The following is a 16562-nucleotide window of genomic DNA, read 5'->3' as shown; positions in this document are numbered from 1 at the left end:
CATCAGCCACTACCTGATGCACCGGTATAACTGGATACGACCACATCAGTTCAACCAGGGACTGGCACCGGCCGTCGCCGAAGAAAAACTTAACGTAGTGTCCGGGATGGGTTGACCACTACAAGAAGCCAAAAGAACGCGCTGCGCCCTACTCGTGCTGTCATTCTTTGGCAGACGGCGATCCCCCCTCTTAGGCCAACTCAAGCACACTTACCGAGCAGCCAAGGCCTTGGAGTTTGTTCACTGAAGTAGAAGGGATATAGCGATAGTCATTGCCTCAGTTTGGTTTTCTAGATCTATGAAGCATAATGACGCACATTGATGTATAAGGATGCAATTATGAAGACTGTCCGAACGACGGTTTCTCTAACAAATGACCAACTTCAACAGCTACAACTACTGGCGGAGAGGCACGACCTCTCGCTCGCTTGGTTGATACGCCAAGCTGTTTCGGAGTTTTTAGAGTGCACGGATGAAAAGGGGAATTTTCACCCTCTCAAACGAACGGTGGCTAAGGAAGAACGCTGATGTTTACCAGTTATCAAAGTGGCTACCTTGCGCACAAGCTCCAGCTGGAGAGTGGCGAGGAGGCATCACTCACCCAGACCATCGCGAGCGCGAGGGTCGACATGAACCCGCACCAAGTTGACGCCGCACTATTCGCGTTGGCATCACCTCTATCAAACGGCGTAATTCTTGCTGATGAGGTCGGTCTCGGAAAGACCATTGAGGCGAGTCTCGTAATGGCGCAAAGGTGGGCTGAACGAAAACGTAAGATCTTGCTAATCGTACCGGCAACACTTCGTAAGCAATGGCAACAAGAACTTGAAGAAAAGTTCTCACTTCCCTCGCTCATCGTCGAAGCAAAGAATTTTCGGAATGCGAAAGAGAGAAACATCGACAATCCGTTCGATGTGGAAGCGGCATTTGGCAATCCGGCGATAGTCATTTGTTCTTATGAATTCGCTGCCCGCAAAGACGTCGAGCTCGGTAAGACTCCCTGGAATCTGGTCGTCTTGGATGAGGCGCACAAGCTGCGAAACCTCTACAAGAATGACGGGGCTAAGATGGCTCGTAAACTAAATGCTGCTCTTGCCGGTCGGCCCAAAGTGATGCTATCGGCTACGCCTTTACAGAACAACCTGCAGGAACTATACGGCCTCGTCTCGATGATCGATCCTCACTTTTTCGGTGACTTAAATTCGTTTAAGGCGCGATACTGCCGCCCAAAGATGGCGCGCGACGAGTTTGAATCATTACGAGAGCGCTTGAGGGCTATCGTCCAGCGGACGTTGCGACGCCAAGTCCAAGAAGAAGGCGGCATTAAATTTACGCGACGCTATTCGATGACTGAGGACTTCCGGCCTTCGACCGACGAATTGGCGCTATATGACGAGGTGTCATCTTACCTACAGGGCGATGACCTTATCGCGATTAAGCCCGGTGCCCGCCACCTTGTAACTTTAGTGATCAGAAAAATTCTCGCATCATCTTCGTTCGCCATCCAAGGAACGCTGACGACGATGATCGAGAGGCTTGAAAAACAGTTGCCGCTCGAAGAAGTGCTGCATGATTACGAAGGTGCCGACGATATCGCCGACGAAGAGGGGATCGATGAACAAGATTTACCCGATCCGGAATCCTTAGAACTTGAAATTGCCAAGCTAAAGAAATTTCGTGAACTTGCCGAGCGAATCAAACGAAATGAGAAGGCGGAGGCGCTTCTACGAGTTCTTGGCCGTGCGTTTGAATTTGCTGAACGGCTTGGCGGGGCACGAAAAGCAGTGATTTTTACGGAATCTGTCCGTACGCAAGCCTGGCTCTTTACTCTCTTAGGCCAAAATGGATACGCGGGGAAGATTGTCGTTCTCAACGGGAGTAATGCCGACGAAGATTCGCGTGCGACGTTACAAGCATGGCAGGTGAAGCATCATGGGTCGTCGCGTGTATCAGGATCGCGGACCGCTGATATGAAAGCTGCACTTGTTGATCGCTTCCGACATGAGGCCGAAATAATGATCTGCACAGAGGCAGGAGCCGAAGGCATAAATCTCCAGTTCTGTTCTTTGCTAGTCAACTATGACCTTCCTTGGAACCCACAACGTGTTGAGCAGCGCATCGGTCGCGTGCACCGCTATGGGCAGAAACATGACGTCGTAGTAGTAAATTTCATCAACAAAGGAAATCGTGCGGACGAGCGAGTTTTCGAGCTACTCAGTCAGAAATTTCAACTTTTCGAGGGTGTCTTCGGTGCCTCGGATGAGATCCTTGGTTCAATTGAATCGGGCGTCGACATCGAACGTCGGATCCACGACATCTATCAGCAGTGCCGAGACGATTCGCAAATCGACGCTGAATTCAACCAGTTGCAAGAAACGTTGAAGGCCGAACTGCAAACGCGTGAGCAAGATACGCGCCGGTCTTTGTTCGAAAATTTCGATGTGGACGTGGTAAAACGTTTAAACTTGCGCCGCGAAAAAGCCGAACGATATCTGGACGAGTATCAGGAAAATATGCTGACGCTCGCGCGTATGATGCTGCCGGCTGCAACATTCGAAGAGCACCGTTTCTTCCATGATGGTAGATGGCACGACGTGAACTGGCAGCGAACATTGGAAGATGACGCCTGCTTCTTCCGTCCAAAAGAAGGGCTGGGTAGCGAATTAATTGAAAACGCAAAAAACACGCTTTCCAAGCTGGGCGCCGCGCTCATTGAATTCGACCTCAGCCATACGGAAAATGGACAGCAATCGTACCTTCGTACGATTGCTGGTCAGTCAGGCGAATTGGTCGTCGACAAACTATCCCTGAACACAAAGAAGGAAAGTATCGAACGCCTGCTCGTCGCTGCTCGAACCGACTCTGGGGAAGCATTGCCAGTCGATGTCGCCGAACGTTTGCTTTTGGTCCCCGCAACGGTCAAGGTCGACTTAGCCGCATTGTCTCTTAACCCAGATTTATTACTCCAAGTAGTACATCAGGAAGCAGAACAACTTGCAGCAGGAAACAAGCGGAACGAACGCTACTTCGAAGAGGAAACGGGGAAGCTTGACCGATGGGCCGAAGACAGGCGGGTAGCGCTTGATATCCGATTACGCCAACTAGATCAGGAAATTAAGGAAGCTCGGAGCGCAGCACGTCAGCTCCCGTCTCTACAGGAAAAAATGAACGCAAAACGTGAACTCAAGGTGCTGGAGCGTGAACGCGACTCAGTGATGCTCGACTACCACGAGGAAAAGAAACGCATCGAGGCCGAAGAAGATCTCCTAATTGCTGATGTCGAGGATGCACTTAAAATTACGCCACAACGAGAGCGGCTGTTCTCAATTCGGTGGCAACTGAAGGGATAGAAATGATCAATACCACTGATCTAGTACGAGAGCTGATCTACCAGATCCGGCTAGGGGAAGACACCGCCTATGAGTTCAAGGCTGTCACCATACGCGGCACGCGTGTTGAAGCACCCCACCGCGACAGTATCGCGGATGAGCTTGCGGCCTTTGCCAACACAAATGGAGGCTTTCTCATCCTCGGCATTAACGACAAGACACGCGAGGTCGAAGGGATAACGGTGGGTGATCTTGAGACAGTTGACATCTGGCTTTCGAACATTGTGACTCAATCTATCGATCCCCCGCTTGTTATTGAAACACGATTGGTCGAAGTACCGGACCGCCAAGGAGTCGCTAAACCTGTCATCTGGGTGCGCGTCCAAAAAAGCTTATTTGTACATCGAGGCCCGAATGGGTACTACCATCGAGTCGGCTCGACGAAACGGGAAATGTCCCCAGATCTGCTCGCCAGAATATTTCAACAACGGAGTATGGCGCGACTAATACGTTTCGATGAGCAGCTTGTGCCGCAATCGAGTGAAGATGCGATTGTTCCTGGCCAAAAGACCCGCTTCATCCGTGGCGACCTTCCTGAGGCTATACAACTGCGGAAACTATACCTTGTAGGCGATGATGAAAACAGTCAGCCACGCTTGACAGTTAGCGGAGTCCTATTGTTGACTGCACGCCCTGCTGAATACCTATCGTCAGCGTATGTGCAATGCGTGGCGTACTCAGTTACCGAGCGCAATGCTCAATTTCAAGTGGATGCTCATGACTGTGATGGCCCAGTCGACACCCAGATTGAACAGGCATTCCAGTTCGTCAAACGCAACATGCGTGTCGAGGCGGTGAAGCGTCCTGGCCGCGTTGATATTCCGCAGTATGACCTCGGTGCGGTCTTTGAGGCGATTGTCAATTCTGTGGCTCACCGAGACTACGCCATGCATGGTTCGCGCATACGTCTGCACATGTTTTCGGATCGCTTAGAGTTGTCCACTCCGGGCGGACTACCGAATAGCCTTTCCGTTCAGACCATAGATTCAAACAGCATCAGCCGCAATGAGACGCTCGTAAATCTCCTAAGTCGATACTTCCCTGCGGATCCGATTACTCGTCGCACGAATATGATTGAACGTAGGGGGGAAGGCGTGCCGACGATCATGACTGCAAGCGAGCTGCTATCCACCCGTCGCCCGCTTTACGAGCAGATCGACCATACCGAACTCAAACTAACCATATACGCGGCTAGCCGCGAGATGAACGGGCTTTTAGCTCAATTTGACGAAGACGAATAGAACATGACAAAACCCATGAAACTAGAGCTTACTTGGACTGGTAAGGAAAAACGTACGCGTTTGGAACAAAGAATTCTGCTTGAAGACGAAACGCTTTCGTATAGGGTCGCCGTGACCGAAATATCTGGGCAAGGTAATTTGCTTGACGAGGATGCTGAGGCCGTCACGCAACCGACTTTTGACAATCGAGTTGTCTACGGGGATAACCTTCTTGCAATTAAAGCACTTGAGCCGGAGTTTGCTAAAAAATTTCGCTGCATCTATGTCGATCCTCCGTACAACACAGGGCAAGCAATGCCCGACTACGACGATGGAGTCGAGCACTCGCTATGGCTATCACTGATGAGGGAGCGGTTCGAGGGCCTTAAGACTCTGTTGCGAAATGACGGAGTTTTTCTGTGCCAGTTGAATGATGAAGAAATGGCCTACGCCAAGGTGTTGCTGGACGAGGTCTTTGGACGTTCAAACTTTCTCAATCACGTGACAGTGCGAATGAAGCAAACGGCTGGTGCATCAGGTGGTGGCGAGGACAAGCGGCTGAAGAAGAATACGGAACATATCCTGATCTATGCGAAGGATAAGACGGGTGTTGACGGCTTCAAAAAGTTCAACGATGTATACGATGAGGAAGACCTTTTTGATGTTATTGAGGACATGCGAGCAGAAGGGAAGAGCTGGAAATACACCCGTGTCCTTGTGGACTTGGGCAAGCGCAAGTTCTTCACTAGAACCGAAGATGGGAGTGGGGACCCGATTGATGTGTATATTCACGATCAAGTAATTATCAAACCAATAACTGCGCTCGCCTCCGAAGAGGGGATCACAGAGCGTGAGTGTTACGTCAAGTATTTTGACCGAATTTTCCGGGACACCAATGCGCAGAGCTCTATCAGGACACGCGTTATGGAGGTTGCATCTGGCCACGGAGATTTTTTCAGCATCGACTACGTTCCACGGTCGGGACGACGCAAGGGACAGAAAGTTACGCTCTATTACAAAGGGGTGAATTGTGACCTCATCGCTTGGCTTTCTGATGTTGCCGTCAAGAAGAGAGACCGTATTGTGAAATTGGAGAAGGCTGGTACGTACTGGGAAGGATTTCCGCTCAACAATCTGACCAAAGAAGGCGGCGTGCTATTTCCAAAAGGGAAAAAACCGGAAGCACTGTTGCGACGTGTTTTAGAGCTTTGTACAGATCCCGGTGACTGGGTTCTAGATACATTTGCAGGTTCGGGCACGACAGGAGCCGTCGCACACAAGATGCGAAGGCAGTGGGTTATGGTTGAACTCGGTCCTCACTGTCACACACATATCGTTCCGCGCCTCAAGCGTGTGATCGACTCCCAGGATACCGGTGGCATCACCAAGTCGGTTGGATGGACAGGGGGAGGAGGGTTCCGTTTTATGCGCTTGGCTCCCTCTTTGTTGAAAAGAGACAAGTGGGACAACTGGATTATCAATCCGGATTACAACGCGGAAATGTTAGCGGAAGCTGTATGCGGCCATATGGGCTTTACTTATGCACCAAACGCTTCCCACTTTTGGCAGCACGGATACAGCACGGAGACGGATTTCATATACATCACAACCGGCAGTCTTAGCCATGATCAGCTTCGCACACTCAGTAATGACGTCGGCGCTGAACGCTCGCTCCTGATTTGCTGTAAAGCTTATATGGCCGATACAGATGCTTTCTCGAACCTGACACTCAAGAAAATTCCAAAATCAATTCTTGGAAAGTGCGAGTGGGACCATGACGATTACAGCTTCAGCATCAACGTGCTTGAAGAGTCAGAGGTGAACGAAGTTCTCGAACATATCGATGTTGAGTGACTAGGATAAACAGAAAACAATGAACGAAAATATTGATGGTCGCAAGGCGGCCAACCAGATCGCTGCCCGCCTTTCCTTACGTGCGCCTCAACGCGAATCACTAGATATCTTGATCGACTTGCTCGAACAAATGTCGCTAACTAAAGATGCGGATTTAAACCGCTGGCTGGCTATCGCTAAACGCGAGTATCCCTCGGTACGAGCTTTCGAACGAAATTTTCCGTCACTCTGCTTTGCGTTGGCTACTGGTGTCGGAAAGACTCGCTTGATGGGTGCAATGATTGCCTGGCTCTACATCACCGGGCGGAGTCGACATTTTTTAGTTCTTGCCCCCAACCTCACAATCTTCGAGAAGTTGAAACAAGACTTCTCAATCGGCAGTCCAAAGTACGTTTTTGCTGGCATACCAGAATTTGCTCGAACGCCGCCTGTGATTATAACTGGTGACGACTACGTAGATGGCCGTGGTGTCCGGCTAGATTACGCGATTCCGGCAACGCTTACTGGTGATCTGTTCGGAGCGGATTCGGCGCCCCACATCAACATATTCAATATTGCAAAAATCAACGCTCGCGACAACAAACTGGGCGCAGCAAAGTCTTCCGTCGCGAAGGTTCGACGCTTCCAAGAATACCTAGGGAAGTCCTACTTCGATTACCTCGCAAATCTACCGGATTTGGTCGTTGTAATGGACGAAGCGCATCGCTACTACGCGAGCGCGGGTGAGCAAGCGATCAACGATCTATGCCCCGTTTTGGGTATCGAGCTCACAGCAACCCCGAAAACAGTGGGCTCAAACCCACGTGAGTTTTCCAACATTGTCTACCACTACCCGCTAGCGCGTGCTTTGAGCGATGGCTACGTGAAAATCCCGGCCGTTGCCACTAGGAAAGACTTCAAGCGAGACCAATACAGCGCGGAGAAGCTTGAGGAAATTAAGCTCGAAGATGGCATCCACCATCATGAGTTCGTGAAGGTCGAGCTGGAGAATTATTCGCGAAGTCAAAATGTAAAGCTAGTGAAACCGTTCATGCTCGTGGTGGCGCAAGATACAGCGCATGCCTCCGCGTTGAAGGCATATATCGAGTCCAAAGATTTTTTCAACGGCCGATACACAGAGCGTGTAATCGAAGTTCACTCGAATCAATCGGGGGAGGAGTCGGACGATGCCATGCAGCGCCTCCTCGCTGTTGAGCATGACGAAAAAACCGAGGTGGTAATTCACGTCAACAAGCTCAAGGAAGGTTGGGATGTGACCAACCTATACACGATAGTTCCGCTCCGAGCATCGGCATCTGAAATTTTGACTGAGCAGACGATTGGACGAGGTTTGCGCCTACCTTATGGCAAACGGACTGGCGTCGAGGCTGTCGACCGGCTTTGTATCGTTGCGCATGATAAATTCCAAGAAATACTCGACAGATCTAACAGTGCTGAATCTATTATCCAAAAAAAGGCTCTTTTTATTGGTGGTTCTGAGGACGATGATGTACCGGATCGCCAGCCACAGATACTTACGACTGGCTCGTTTGTTGAAATCCTATCTACCGGACGGATGCCGATTCAAAACGGCATACCGGTAGAGCAAGGTCAGCTAGCGAACGAAATTCGGCCAGTCGATCCTCAAAGAACAAGCGTAGCGGATCTCGCGCTACGCGCCATCCAACTGGAAGCTGCGAACTTGCCAACGAGCAAGGCTTTGGATAGCGATGCGGTTCAAAAACGGCTAGTTGACCGCGTGAAAACTTGGGTCAGAGAAGCTGCACCCGCGCAGAAGGCGCTGTTCGATTTGATGCCGGAAGCTCGCACCGAAGAACAGAGTGACGAGCTAGTCGCAAGAGTCGTGCAGGAGGTGACTGAACGAATTATCGAGCTGACCATCGATGTACCTCAGATTGTCATCCTGCCGACGCGTGAGGTGAATTATCGATTCTCTGATTTCGATTTGGATCGCGTTGATCGTATCAGTTATCAGCCCGTCGACAACGCCATTCTTCTTCAACATCTCGAAAACAATCAGCAAGTAAGGATTCAGTGGGATAGTAGTGGCGCACGGGAGGATAAGCGAGAAGACTACATCGTTAGCCACCTAATGGCACAGGACGCGGTTGATTATGACGAACATGCGGACCTCTTGTACAAGCTGGCAGGTCAAGTTGTGACGCGATTAGAGGCATATTTGTCAGGCCCAGAACAGATCGAAAACGTCTTGGTCTACTGGCAACGACAACTGGGCGAATTCGTCTGGACACAAATGCTGGAACACGTATCGATTACGCCCACAGACTACGTTGGCAAGGTGACCCAGGGTTTCGATGTACTGCGCCCCGCCAGTTTTACGTTGGCAGCTGGTGAGAAGCCAAGAGGCTTCCGCGAACCGATTCTGGAGAAGCGCTTGGTCCGAAAGATGGTCTTTAAAGGGTTCGCTAAGTGCTGTTACCCCTACCAGAAATTTGATTCCGTTGACGGGGAATGGCGCCTTGCACAGGTACTTGAAGACGATGCTGACGTGTTGAAATGGATGAAACCCGCACCGGGACAATTTCGAATCGAATACGAGGGTGGCAGGTTCTACGAGCCTGATTTCGTCGTAGAGACCCATACCCAGTGCATTTTGATCGAACCTAAGCGAGCGGATCAGATTGAATTGGATGAAGTGATTTCCAAGGCTCGTGCAGCCGTTCGTTGGTGCCTCTACGCAAACCAACATTCGGAAGTCAACGGTGGCAAACCGTGGGTGTACCTACTTATCCCTGACAATGCAATCACCTTGGGGCGCAGCATGAATGGGCTCATGGCGGAGTTCAAGCTGCCCGCGTAAATTCCAGTGAACTTGGGGATAGCCTTTGGTCGCGAGACGTTCTGATTCACATCGTGAACATCGATATTTCATCCGTCAATGCTGCCTCGTCTCGGCGCAGGAGGCTTTAAATCTTGCTGAAAATCGAGCCTTTTATAATGACCGCGGACAGCATTCCGACGCACTTGCTCCATGTACGCAACAAAGCTTGCGGTTGACAAAATTCCTGTGGTAAATACGATAGCGAATGCGGTGAGGTGCTCCAAAGGAGATGGATGAGGCCGCATGATTAATCCTTCAAAATTGTGGTAAAAAAACATAGAAATGTGCTACCCGCTTTTGGTAGACAAAAAGGGCAAGCTCCGCAGCCTTAGTTGGCTGCGGAGCTTGCCTTTGCTTGAGGGAAATATGTTCTTACTTGCGTCACGTTGCTGCTTGATGCGTTCCGAGTCGTATTTGAGACGCCTACGAGGAGTGTGATACCACCGCGTAGTGTCATCGAACCTGTTTTTGTCTTTTTTCATACCTCCTTACCCATTTTTGAATAAAATCGACCATCAATTTTTATTCCCATACCAGTAATATAGGTTTGAGATTTTTTGCAATTTCAGACTGCCCACTCTAAGAGACGAGGTGGGGCATTTGAACGGATCGGCGCCGATTGCGGCACTTTCCAGGCGCACTGGAAAAACTGCGGTCTAGTCGTAGGGGTAAGATTGTTTGGAATGGAGCGTAGGTTGAACTTTGAGTCTGGGAGCAGTAGCCGCAAGGAGCAGCGACATCCGTAGAATACCAACGTGGGCCTTAGGCCTTGGACCTCGGTGCCGACGAAAGATCACAACGGAGAACGACATGATTGTAAAGAAGCAGCAACTGAATCCGCATGATGAGTCTGCTAACCGTCCAATATCGAAGGCGTAGCCGGCGCCCCAGTGTAATAACAATCGAGAGCGGATGGGCTAGTATCAACGGCCAAGCAATGGCTTCCGACGGCGGCGATGGCCAACCCGGCGGGGACGGCGGTAATGGTGGCCACTTGAATTTGATTGGCAGTATCACCAAGAACAGCAAAGTGCTATTCTCAGCAGATGGTGGCCAAGGCGGTCACGGTGGCCTAGAGGATCTGGATGCCTTGGTGGTGTAAGCGCACCCTACAATGAGAACGGTCCGGGCGGACAGCCTGGACAACGCAGAATTAAAGGAAAAACAGGGCAGCAAGGCGCAAACGGCAAGCCTTGCCTGTAACGAATTGTGCGCAAGCCAGAGCATGATGACACCATCTTTTAAGCGCATTGCTGCTGACTACACCCAAGTACCAACCTCATCAGGAGAGGTCGGCACACAAAATTAGGGCCGATCAACCAAACTAAATTTTGATAGTCAAATTGATAGTTAAATACACAGCCATTACAAAAAAATCTTTTAAATCAATGACTTATTAATAAATACTGGCGGAAGCGGTGAGATTCGAACTCACGAACAGTTTAACCCGTCGCCAGTTTTCAAGACTGGTGCCTTCAACCACTCGGCCACGCTTCCAGATGGCAGCATTATACATAAAGCTCAGTGGCTTACCAATGGCGAGTAGTCGGTGGCGCGCATTTAAGTCCCAAAGCGGCCTCTGGGGTCAGTGAGCTGCGCCGGTATGCCAATGGAAAGCCTACACGCCCCAGTTTTCCCGCAGCGCCTTCTCGAACTCTCCCGCCGGCAACGGGCGCGAGAACAGGTAGCCCTGCACTTCGTCGCAGCCCGAACTCTTCAGGAAGGCCAGCTGTTCCGTCGTCTCCACGCCTTCCGCGATCACCTTGTGGTGCAGCTGCTGGGCGATGCTGATGATGGTGCTGGCGATGGCGCAGTCGCTGGCGTCGGTGGGGATGCCGGTGGTAAAAGACCGGTCGATCTTCAGGGTGTCGATGGGGAAACGTTTTAAATAGGACAGGCTTGAATAGCCGGTGCCGAAGTCGTCCAGCGACAGGGCCACGCCCAGGGCCGTGATGCGGTCCATGATGCCGATCACGCGCTCGATGTTGTGCATCAGGGTGCTTTCCGTGATTTCCAGTTCCAGCCAGGCCGCTTCCAGGCCGTAGCGGGCCAGAGTCGCCGCCACCCTGGCGGGCAAGGCTGCCGTGAATTCGCGGGCGGAGACGTTCACGGCCAGGCGGATCGGCGGCAGGCCGGCCAGTTTCCACGCTTGCGCCTGGGCGCAGGCCGCTTCCAGCACCCATTCGCCCACTTGCACGACCAGGCCCGTCGATTCGGCCAGGGGGATGAATTCGGCCGGCGGGATCATGCCGTGCTGCGGGTGGTGCCAGCGCACCAGGGCTTCGGCGCCGATGATGCGGCCGCTGCCCAGCGCGTATTTCGGCTGGTAGTGCAGCAACAATTGCTGCTCGGACAAGGCCTGGCGCAAGCCTGTTTCCAGGCGCATGCGCGCCTGCATGCCCAGGTTCATGTCCTGGCTGTAGAAAGCCACGCTTTCCCCTTCGCCGCCGCTGTCCTGCTTGGCGCGGTACATGGCGATGTCGGCCAGGCGCAGCAGGGTTTCCGCGTCCTGCCCGTCCTGCGGATACACGCTGATGCCGATGCTGGCGCCCACGCGCAGGTCGTGGCCTTCGATCAGGAACGGTTCCACCAGGGAAGCGAGCAGCTTTTGCGCCACCATGCTGGCCTCGAAATGCTGGCCGATGTCGAACAGGCCGACGGCGAACTCGTCGCCGCCCAGGCGCGCCACCAGGTCCTGGTCGCGCAAGGCATGGCGGAAACGCAGCGAGACTTGCCGCAGCAGTTCGTCGCCGATGCGCCGGCCCAGGGTGTCGTTGATCAGTTTAAAACGGTTCAGGTCGATGAACAGCACGCAGCCGAGCATCTTGCTGCGCTGCGCCACGGAGAGGGCCTGGTCGACCAGCTTGGCCAGCAAGGTGCGGTTAGGCAGGCTGGTCAGCGGGTCGTAATACGCCAGGTGGTGCAAGCGCTCTTCGGCCAGCTTGCGCTCCGTGATATCCGTCAGGTAGGCGATGAGTCCAATGGGCTTGTCGTCCAGGTCTTGCAGCGGCGACAAGGACAGGCTGGCCCAGAAGATCTCGCCTGACTTCTTTCGGCGGCGCACCTCCATCAGGCGTCCTCCCTGCTCCAGGAAGGCGTCGTGGAAACCCGTGTCTTCATCGTCGTACAGGAACAGGATGTTGCGCCCCACGGCTTCCACCGAGGTGTAGCCGAACAGGCGCTCGGCGCCCTTGTTCCAGCTGGTGATGTAGCCCGTCAAGTCCATCGTCAGCACGGATTCGTGCAACTGGTCGAGGATTTGCGTCTGCTGCGCCAGCAAGGCTTCGACTTGCGCGTAGGCGTGCGTGGAGCGTTGCGCCAGCGAATGCACTTGCAAGACGCCCGCCGTCAAGGATGCCAGGCTGGCCAGGTGGCGGCGGTCGGCGTCGCTGTACAGGCTGCGTCCAGCCACGCTGTAATGGCCGAAACAGTGGCCATCAAAACTGATTTCCTGCAGCAAGGCGGGCGTATCGCGGGGAAACGGCACGGGCGGCGCAGCGGCGTCCAGGCTGGCAGCAGGCAGGAACTGGCCGTGCGGGCTGGCCATCACGGCGCTGGCGATGCGGCCCAGCTCAGCGACCAGCGCGGGGCCGCGCAAACGCACGACGGCGTCGCACAGGGCGGCGCTGTCACCGAGGAAATCCGACACCGGAAACAGGGTCATGCTAGAGGTTCCGGCTGACCTGGATGGCCCATTGGTAGGCCTGCAGCAGGCTGCGCCAATAGGTTTCTCCATCGATGCCGGCACGGCGCAAGCCCTCGGGCGGCGGCGTGGCGCTTTCGACGAGCGCCAGCAAGGTGCCCAGCTCGCCATTGCGTTCGAGCAAGGCGACGCTCACTTCCGGCGCCAGGTTCAGGGTGGCGATGATTTCTTCCATCGGCATGCCCAGCAGGACGTCGAGCAGCGAGAACACGCCCGCCATGAAGGCCAGGTCCTGCGCGTCGCGGTCGCCGCCGCGCAGCTGGCACAGCGCTTCCATCTGCGCCGCGCGCACGGCCGCCAGCGGCAGCAGCGCGTGGATCTTGCCATCGTCCTGTTGCCGCGCATACAGCAGCAGTTGCAGCCAGCGCTGCAGCTGGCGCCGGCCCAGCAAAGTGATGGCCTGGCTGAAGCTGGTAATCGGCGCCGTGAAACCGAAGGCGGCTGAATTGACCAGTTTTAATAAATGATAGCTGAGCGATGGATCTTGCTTGAGCGGCACTTCCAGCTCGTGCGCGTCGGCATCGCGGGCCAGCAAGCCCAGCAGCGCCAGCAGGCGGCGCCGCGACGTGGCGTCTTCCGGCTCGCTTTGCTGGCGCGCATGGTGCAGCGCGTAATCGCCGGCAAACCAGCTGACGCCAAGTTCTTGCAAGGCGGCAAACTGCCCCGCGTCGGCGATGTTGTAGGCCAGGTGCGGCCCCGCCAAGGGCAGCAACTGGTGCAGGGCCGGACGGGCGCCGGACGCGTCAAAGCTAAGCGCGCGCGCGTCGACTTGCGCCGCCGTCACGGGACCGGCTTCGGCGCCATCGAGAATGAGGCGATAGCCGGCGTCGCGCCATTGCTGGCATTTTTTCTGGATGTGCTTGTCGCCGGCAAGATGGGCCGGCAAACGGAAGATGGTGCGTTGCGGCGCCAGTTGCGCCAGAACGGCCTCGTCCACGTCATGCGGGTCGGCCAGGGGAATGATGCAGTCGAGCGGCGCCAGGAAGGCATACGCATCGGCGGCGGCCAGCGCTGCCAGCAGCGGCGCCGTCGAGGCCTGCGGTACATGCAAGGTGACAGCGACCCACTCGTTATGAGCATTGGCAACTGCTTGTAATCCCACCAACGGAAACAGGTTTGATTCAGACGCTGACATCGGTATCTCAGTGTGGGTAGGGCGCCATAGTAAATAAACTGACCAGCATTGGCAACCCTGGCCCGACAGGGATGCCATTTCGACAGCGAGAATCATTCTATCCGAATCTCACCCACGAAACAGTTTAATTTTGGCAATAAATATTCAAAAAAAACATTCCACCGGGAGACCCGCCTGTCATGCGGGTTTGACAAAACCACGGCACCGCGCACGCCTGCTCAGGCGCTGCCGCCATGCGCGTGCTCGACCGCATATTTGATCAATTCGGCCTGCCCTTCGATACCGAGCTTGCGCTTGATGTTCAGCCGGTGCGTCTCCACCGTGCGCACGCTCAGGTCGAGGTCGCGGGCGATCTGCTTGTTCGACTGGCCCGCCGCGATATGCTGCAGCACCTGCTGCTCGCGCGTGGTGAGGAAGGAATCGTGCACTTGCGGGCGCGACAGCTGCCGCGCCAGCGCCGCGCTGTAATAGATGCCGCCGGACATCACCGTCTCGATGGCGAAGACGATATCTTTCCCAGGAGCATCTTTGAGCACATAGCCGCGCGCGCCGGCGGCAATCGCTTGCGACACGTATTCGAGCTTGTCGTGCATGGACAGGATCAGCACGGCAATCTGCGGAAACGCCTGCTTGAACAGCGCCGTCGCTTCGATGCCATTCGTGCCGCGCATATTGATATCCATCAACACGAGGTCCACCTGGTGCGCGCGCGCCTGGCTCAACGCCTCGTCGGCGCCGCCCGCCTCGGCCACCACGTCGAAATGCGCCACCGCTTCCAGGCGCGCGCGCAAGCCGTCGCGCACGAGGGGGTGGTCGTCCACCAGCAGGATGTTGATCTTCTCGGTCATGGTTGCGTATCTATTTAGTGTGTGGATGGAAGGCCGAGCCGCGCCAGCACCAAGGTGCCGGCCGGGGACGAGGTGATGCGCAGGCTGCCGCCGATGGCTTCCATGCGCTCCGTCATGTTGCGCAGGCCGATGCCGCGCTGCGGATGCAGGGCGATGCCGTCGAAGTCGAAGCCGCCGCCATTATCCTGGATGCGCAATTCCACCGCCTTGCCCGCCTCGTGCAGGCTCACTTCCACGCCGCTGGCGTGCGCATGGCGCTCGCAATTGGTCAGCGCTTCCTGGGCGATGCGGAACAACACGGTATTGACCATGTCGGGCAAGCCCTCGCCCGCCGCCGCCGGACTGGCCGTGAAACTGGCTTGCGCGCTGCTGCTGTCGTTAAATTCATGCACCAGGTGGTCGAGCGCGGCGGCCAGGCCCAGGTCATCTAAAATGGCCGGGCGCAGGTTGTGCGAAATGCGCCGCACCTCGCCCAGCACCTTGTTCAGCTGCTCGGCGGCCCGCTCGAAGGTGGCGGGCGCCTTGTCTTTCTGTTCGGCATTGCCGGCCAGGCGCGCGATGCCTGCCTCGATCTGCAGTTTGATGGACACCAGCCACTGGCTGATGCCGTCATGCAAGTCACGCGACAGCCGTGCCCGCTCCTCTTCCTGCGACTCGACCACGCGCTGCGCCAGCACTTTCAGCTTGGCGTCGGCCACGCGCAATTCGCGCAAGTTCAGCACCAGGCCGCAGGCGGCCACCAGCAGGGAACCGAGGATGGCGATGGCGGCGATCAATTCCATGGTCGAGCGGATATTGCGCGACTGCTGGGCATCGACCTTGGCCAGCGCCTGGTCCACGTCATCCATATAGATGCCCGTGCCCATCATCCAGCCCCATTCCGGCATCAGGATCACATAGCCGAGCTTGGGCGCGGACTTGTTGCTCGACGGCTTGATCCAGTTGTAGCGCTCGAAACCGCCGCCGCCCTTCGCCCGCTGCATCAGGCGCTGGATGGTCAGATTACCCTCGGCGTCGCGCAACTGCCACAGATTCTGCCCCACCAGTTCGGGCTGGCGCGGATGCATCAGCGACTTGCCCTGCAAATCATAGATGAAGAAATAGCCATCGTCGCCATAGCTGAGGGCGGACAGGATGCGCTTGGCTTCCTCTTGCGTGGCGGCATCCTTGCGCCCCGACTGGTACAGGGAAGCGATGGAATGGCTGGCCAGGGTCACGTAATGCTTGAGTTCGGCTTCCTTGCTGGCCAGGTACGCCTGCTGGATGGTGGCGCGCTGCTGCTCGGCCAGGGTGATGGCCTGGTGCCGCACAGCAAATGCGATGGCGCACAGGGCGAGGATCAGCGGCGTGATGGCCAGGAAGATGACTTTCTGTCTGAGTTTCATGGCCTGGCGCTCCGGCGGCGTCGATGCTGGTGGGAATGCGTGATTTTACGTCGCGGCGGCGCGATCGGTCTGCGTAGTAATACTGAGCGTTACTGCGTAGTCGTGCGCTTGCGGCAATTATACGATTCCTGAATACTCGCCATAAGCTGCAGACACACCAATTCATACCAAACTGGCAACGACCAG

At 55.1% G+C, this 16562-nt stretch carries 9 protein-coding genes and 1 tRNA gene; 5 read left to right on the top strand and 5 right to left on the bottom strand.

Going from position 1 to position 16562, the window contains the following annotated elements:
* The first annotated feature begins 321 nt into the window (after positions 1-321).
* From OX459_RS28080 to OX459_RS27830, 5 genes are read left to right on the top strand one after another with little or no spacing between them, the layout of a single operon-like run.
* Positions 322-528, top strand: coding sequence for a ribbon-helix-helix protein, CopG family (locus OX459_RS28080; protein ID WP_354669685.1), 207 nt, complete (start codon positions 322-324; stop codon positions 526-528).
* Entirely contained in the window at positions 528-3350 is a 2823-nt protein-coding gene (locus OX459_RS27845) for an SNF2-related protein (protein WP_289907476.1), read from the top strand. Before OX459_RS28080 ends, OX459_RS27845 begins: the two co-directional genes overlap by 1 nt.
* A gap of 2 nt (positions 3351-3352) precedes the next feature.
* On the top strand, positions 3353-4630 hold the full coding sequence (locus tag OX459_RS27840) for an ATP-binding protein (protein ID WP_289907475.1): 1278 nt from the start codon (positions 3353-3355) through the stop codon (positions 4628-4630).
* A 3-nt stretch (positions 4631-4633) separates the two neighbouring features.
* Complete coding sequence (locus OX459_RS27835) at positions 4634-6463, top strand: site-specific DNA-methyltransferase (protein WP_289907474.1); 1830 nt, start codon at positions 4634-4636, stop codon at positions 6461-6463.
* Between the two features lie 19 nt (positions 6464-6482).
* Entirely contained in the window at positions 6483-9284 is a 2802-nt protein-coding gene (locus tag OX459_RS27830; RefSeq protein WP_289907473.1) for a DEAD/DEAH box helicase family protein, read from the top strand.
* 1428 nt (positions 9285-10712) lie between these two features.
* Here the strand turns inward: OX459_RS27830 and OX459_RS27825 are convergent.
* The 5 genes from OX459_RS27825 to OX459_RS27805 all read right to left on the bottom strand — a co-directional run bounded on the left by OX459_RS27825 (position 10713) and on the right by OX459_RS27805 (position 16376).
* Positions 10713-10802, bottom strand: a tRNA-Ser gene (locus OX459_RS27825).
* A gap of 121 nt (positions 10803-10923) precedes the next feature.
* Positions 10924-12969 carry a bifunctional diguanylate cyclase/phosphodiesterase gene (locus tag OX459_RS27820; protein WP_289907472.1) on the bottom strand — a complete coding sequence of 682 codons (2046 nt, stop codon included), beginning with the start codon at positions 12967-12969 and terminating at the stop codon, positions 10924-10926.
* 1 nt (position 12970) lies between these two features.
* Positions 12971-14059 carry an HDOD domain-containing protein gene (locus OX459_RS27815; RefSeq protein ID WP_354669684.1) on the bottom strand — a complete coding sequence of 363 codons (1089 nt, stop codon included), beginning with the start codon at positions 14057-14059 and terminating at the stop codon, positions 12971-12973.
* A 302-nt stretch (positions 14060-14361) separates the two neighbouring features.
* Complete coding sequence (locus OX459_RS27810; RefSeq protein WP_099664952.1) at positions 14362-14991, bottom strand: response regulator transcription factor; 630 nt, start codon at positions 14989-14991, stop codon at positions 14362-14364.
* Positions 14992-15005: 14 nt separating this feature from the next.
* Positions 15006-16376 (bottom strand): cache domain-containing protein, encoded by a 1371-nt coding sequence (locus OX459_RS27805; RefSeq protein WP_289907470.1) that lies wholly within the window; start codon positions 16374-16376, stop codon positions 15006-15008.
* Between the last annotated feature and the right edge of the window lie 186 nt (positions 16377-16562).

Origin of the sequence: Janthinobacterium sp. SUN026 (genome assembly GCF_030397625.1) — a bacterium.
In the GTDB taxonomy this organism is placed as follows: Bacteria; Pseudomonadota; Gammaproteobacteria; order Burkholderiales; family Burkholderiaceae_D; genus Janthinobacterium; species Janthinobacterium kumbetense.
This window is presented reverse-complemented; position numbering and strand designations above follow the sequence as displayed.

Coding starts and splice junctions, on each gene's coding strand:
- OX459_RS27805 (WP_289907470.1), bottom strand. CDS start 16,376: ATGAAACTCAGACAGAAAGTCATCTTCCTGGCCATCACGCCGCTGATC.
- OX459_RS27835 (WP_289907474.1), top strand. CDS start 4,634: ATGACAAAACCCATGAAACTAGAGCTTACTTGGACTGGTAAGGAAAAA.
- OX459_RS27810 (WP_099664952.1), bottom strand. CDS start 14,991: ATGACCGAGAAGATCAACATCCTGCTGGTGGACGACCACCCCCTCGTG.
- OX459_RS27840 (WP_289907475.1), top strand. CDS start 3,353: ATGATCAATACCACTGATCTAGTACGAGAGCTGATCTACCAGATCCGG.
- OX459_RS28080 (WP_354669685.1), top strand. CDS start 322: ATGTATAAGGATGCAATTATGAAGACTGTCCGAACGACGGTTTCTCTA.
- OX459_RS27845 (WP_289907476.1), top strand. CDS start 528: ATGTTTACCAGTTATCAAAGTGGCTACCTTGCGCACAAGCTCCAGCTG.
- OX459_RS27830 (WP_289907473.1), top strand. CDS start 6,483: ATGAACGAAAATATTGATGGTCGCAAGGCGGCCAACCAGATCGCTGCC.
- OX459_RS27820 (WP_289907472.1), bottom strand. CDS start 12,969: ATGACCCTGTTTCCGGTGTCGGATTTCCTCGGTGACAGCGCCGCCCTG.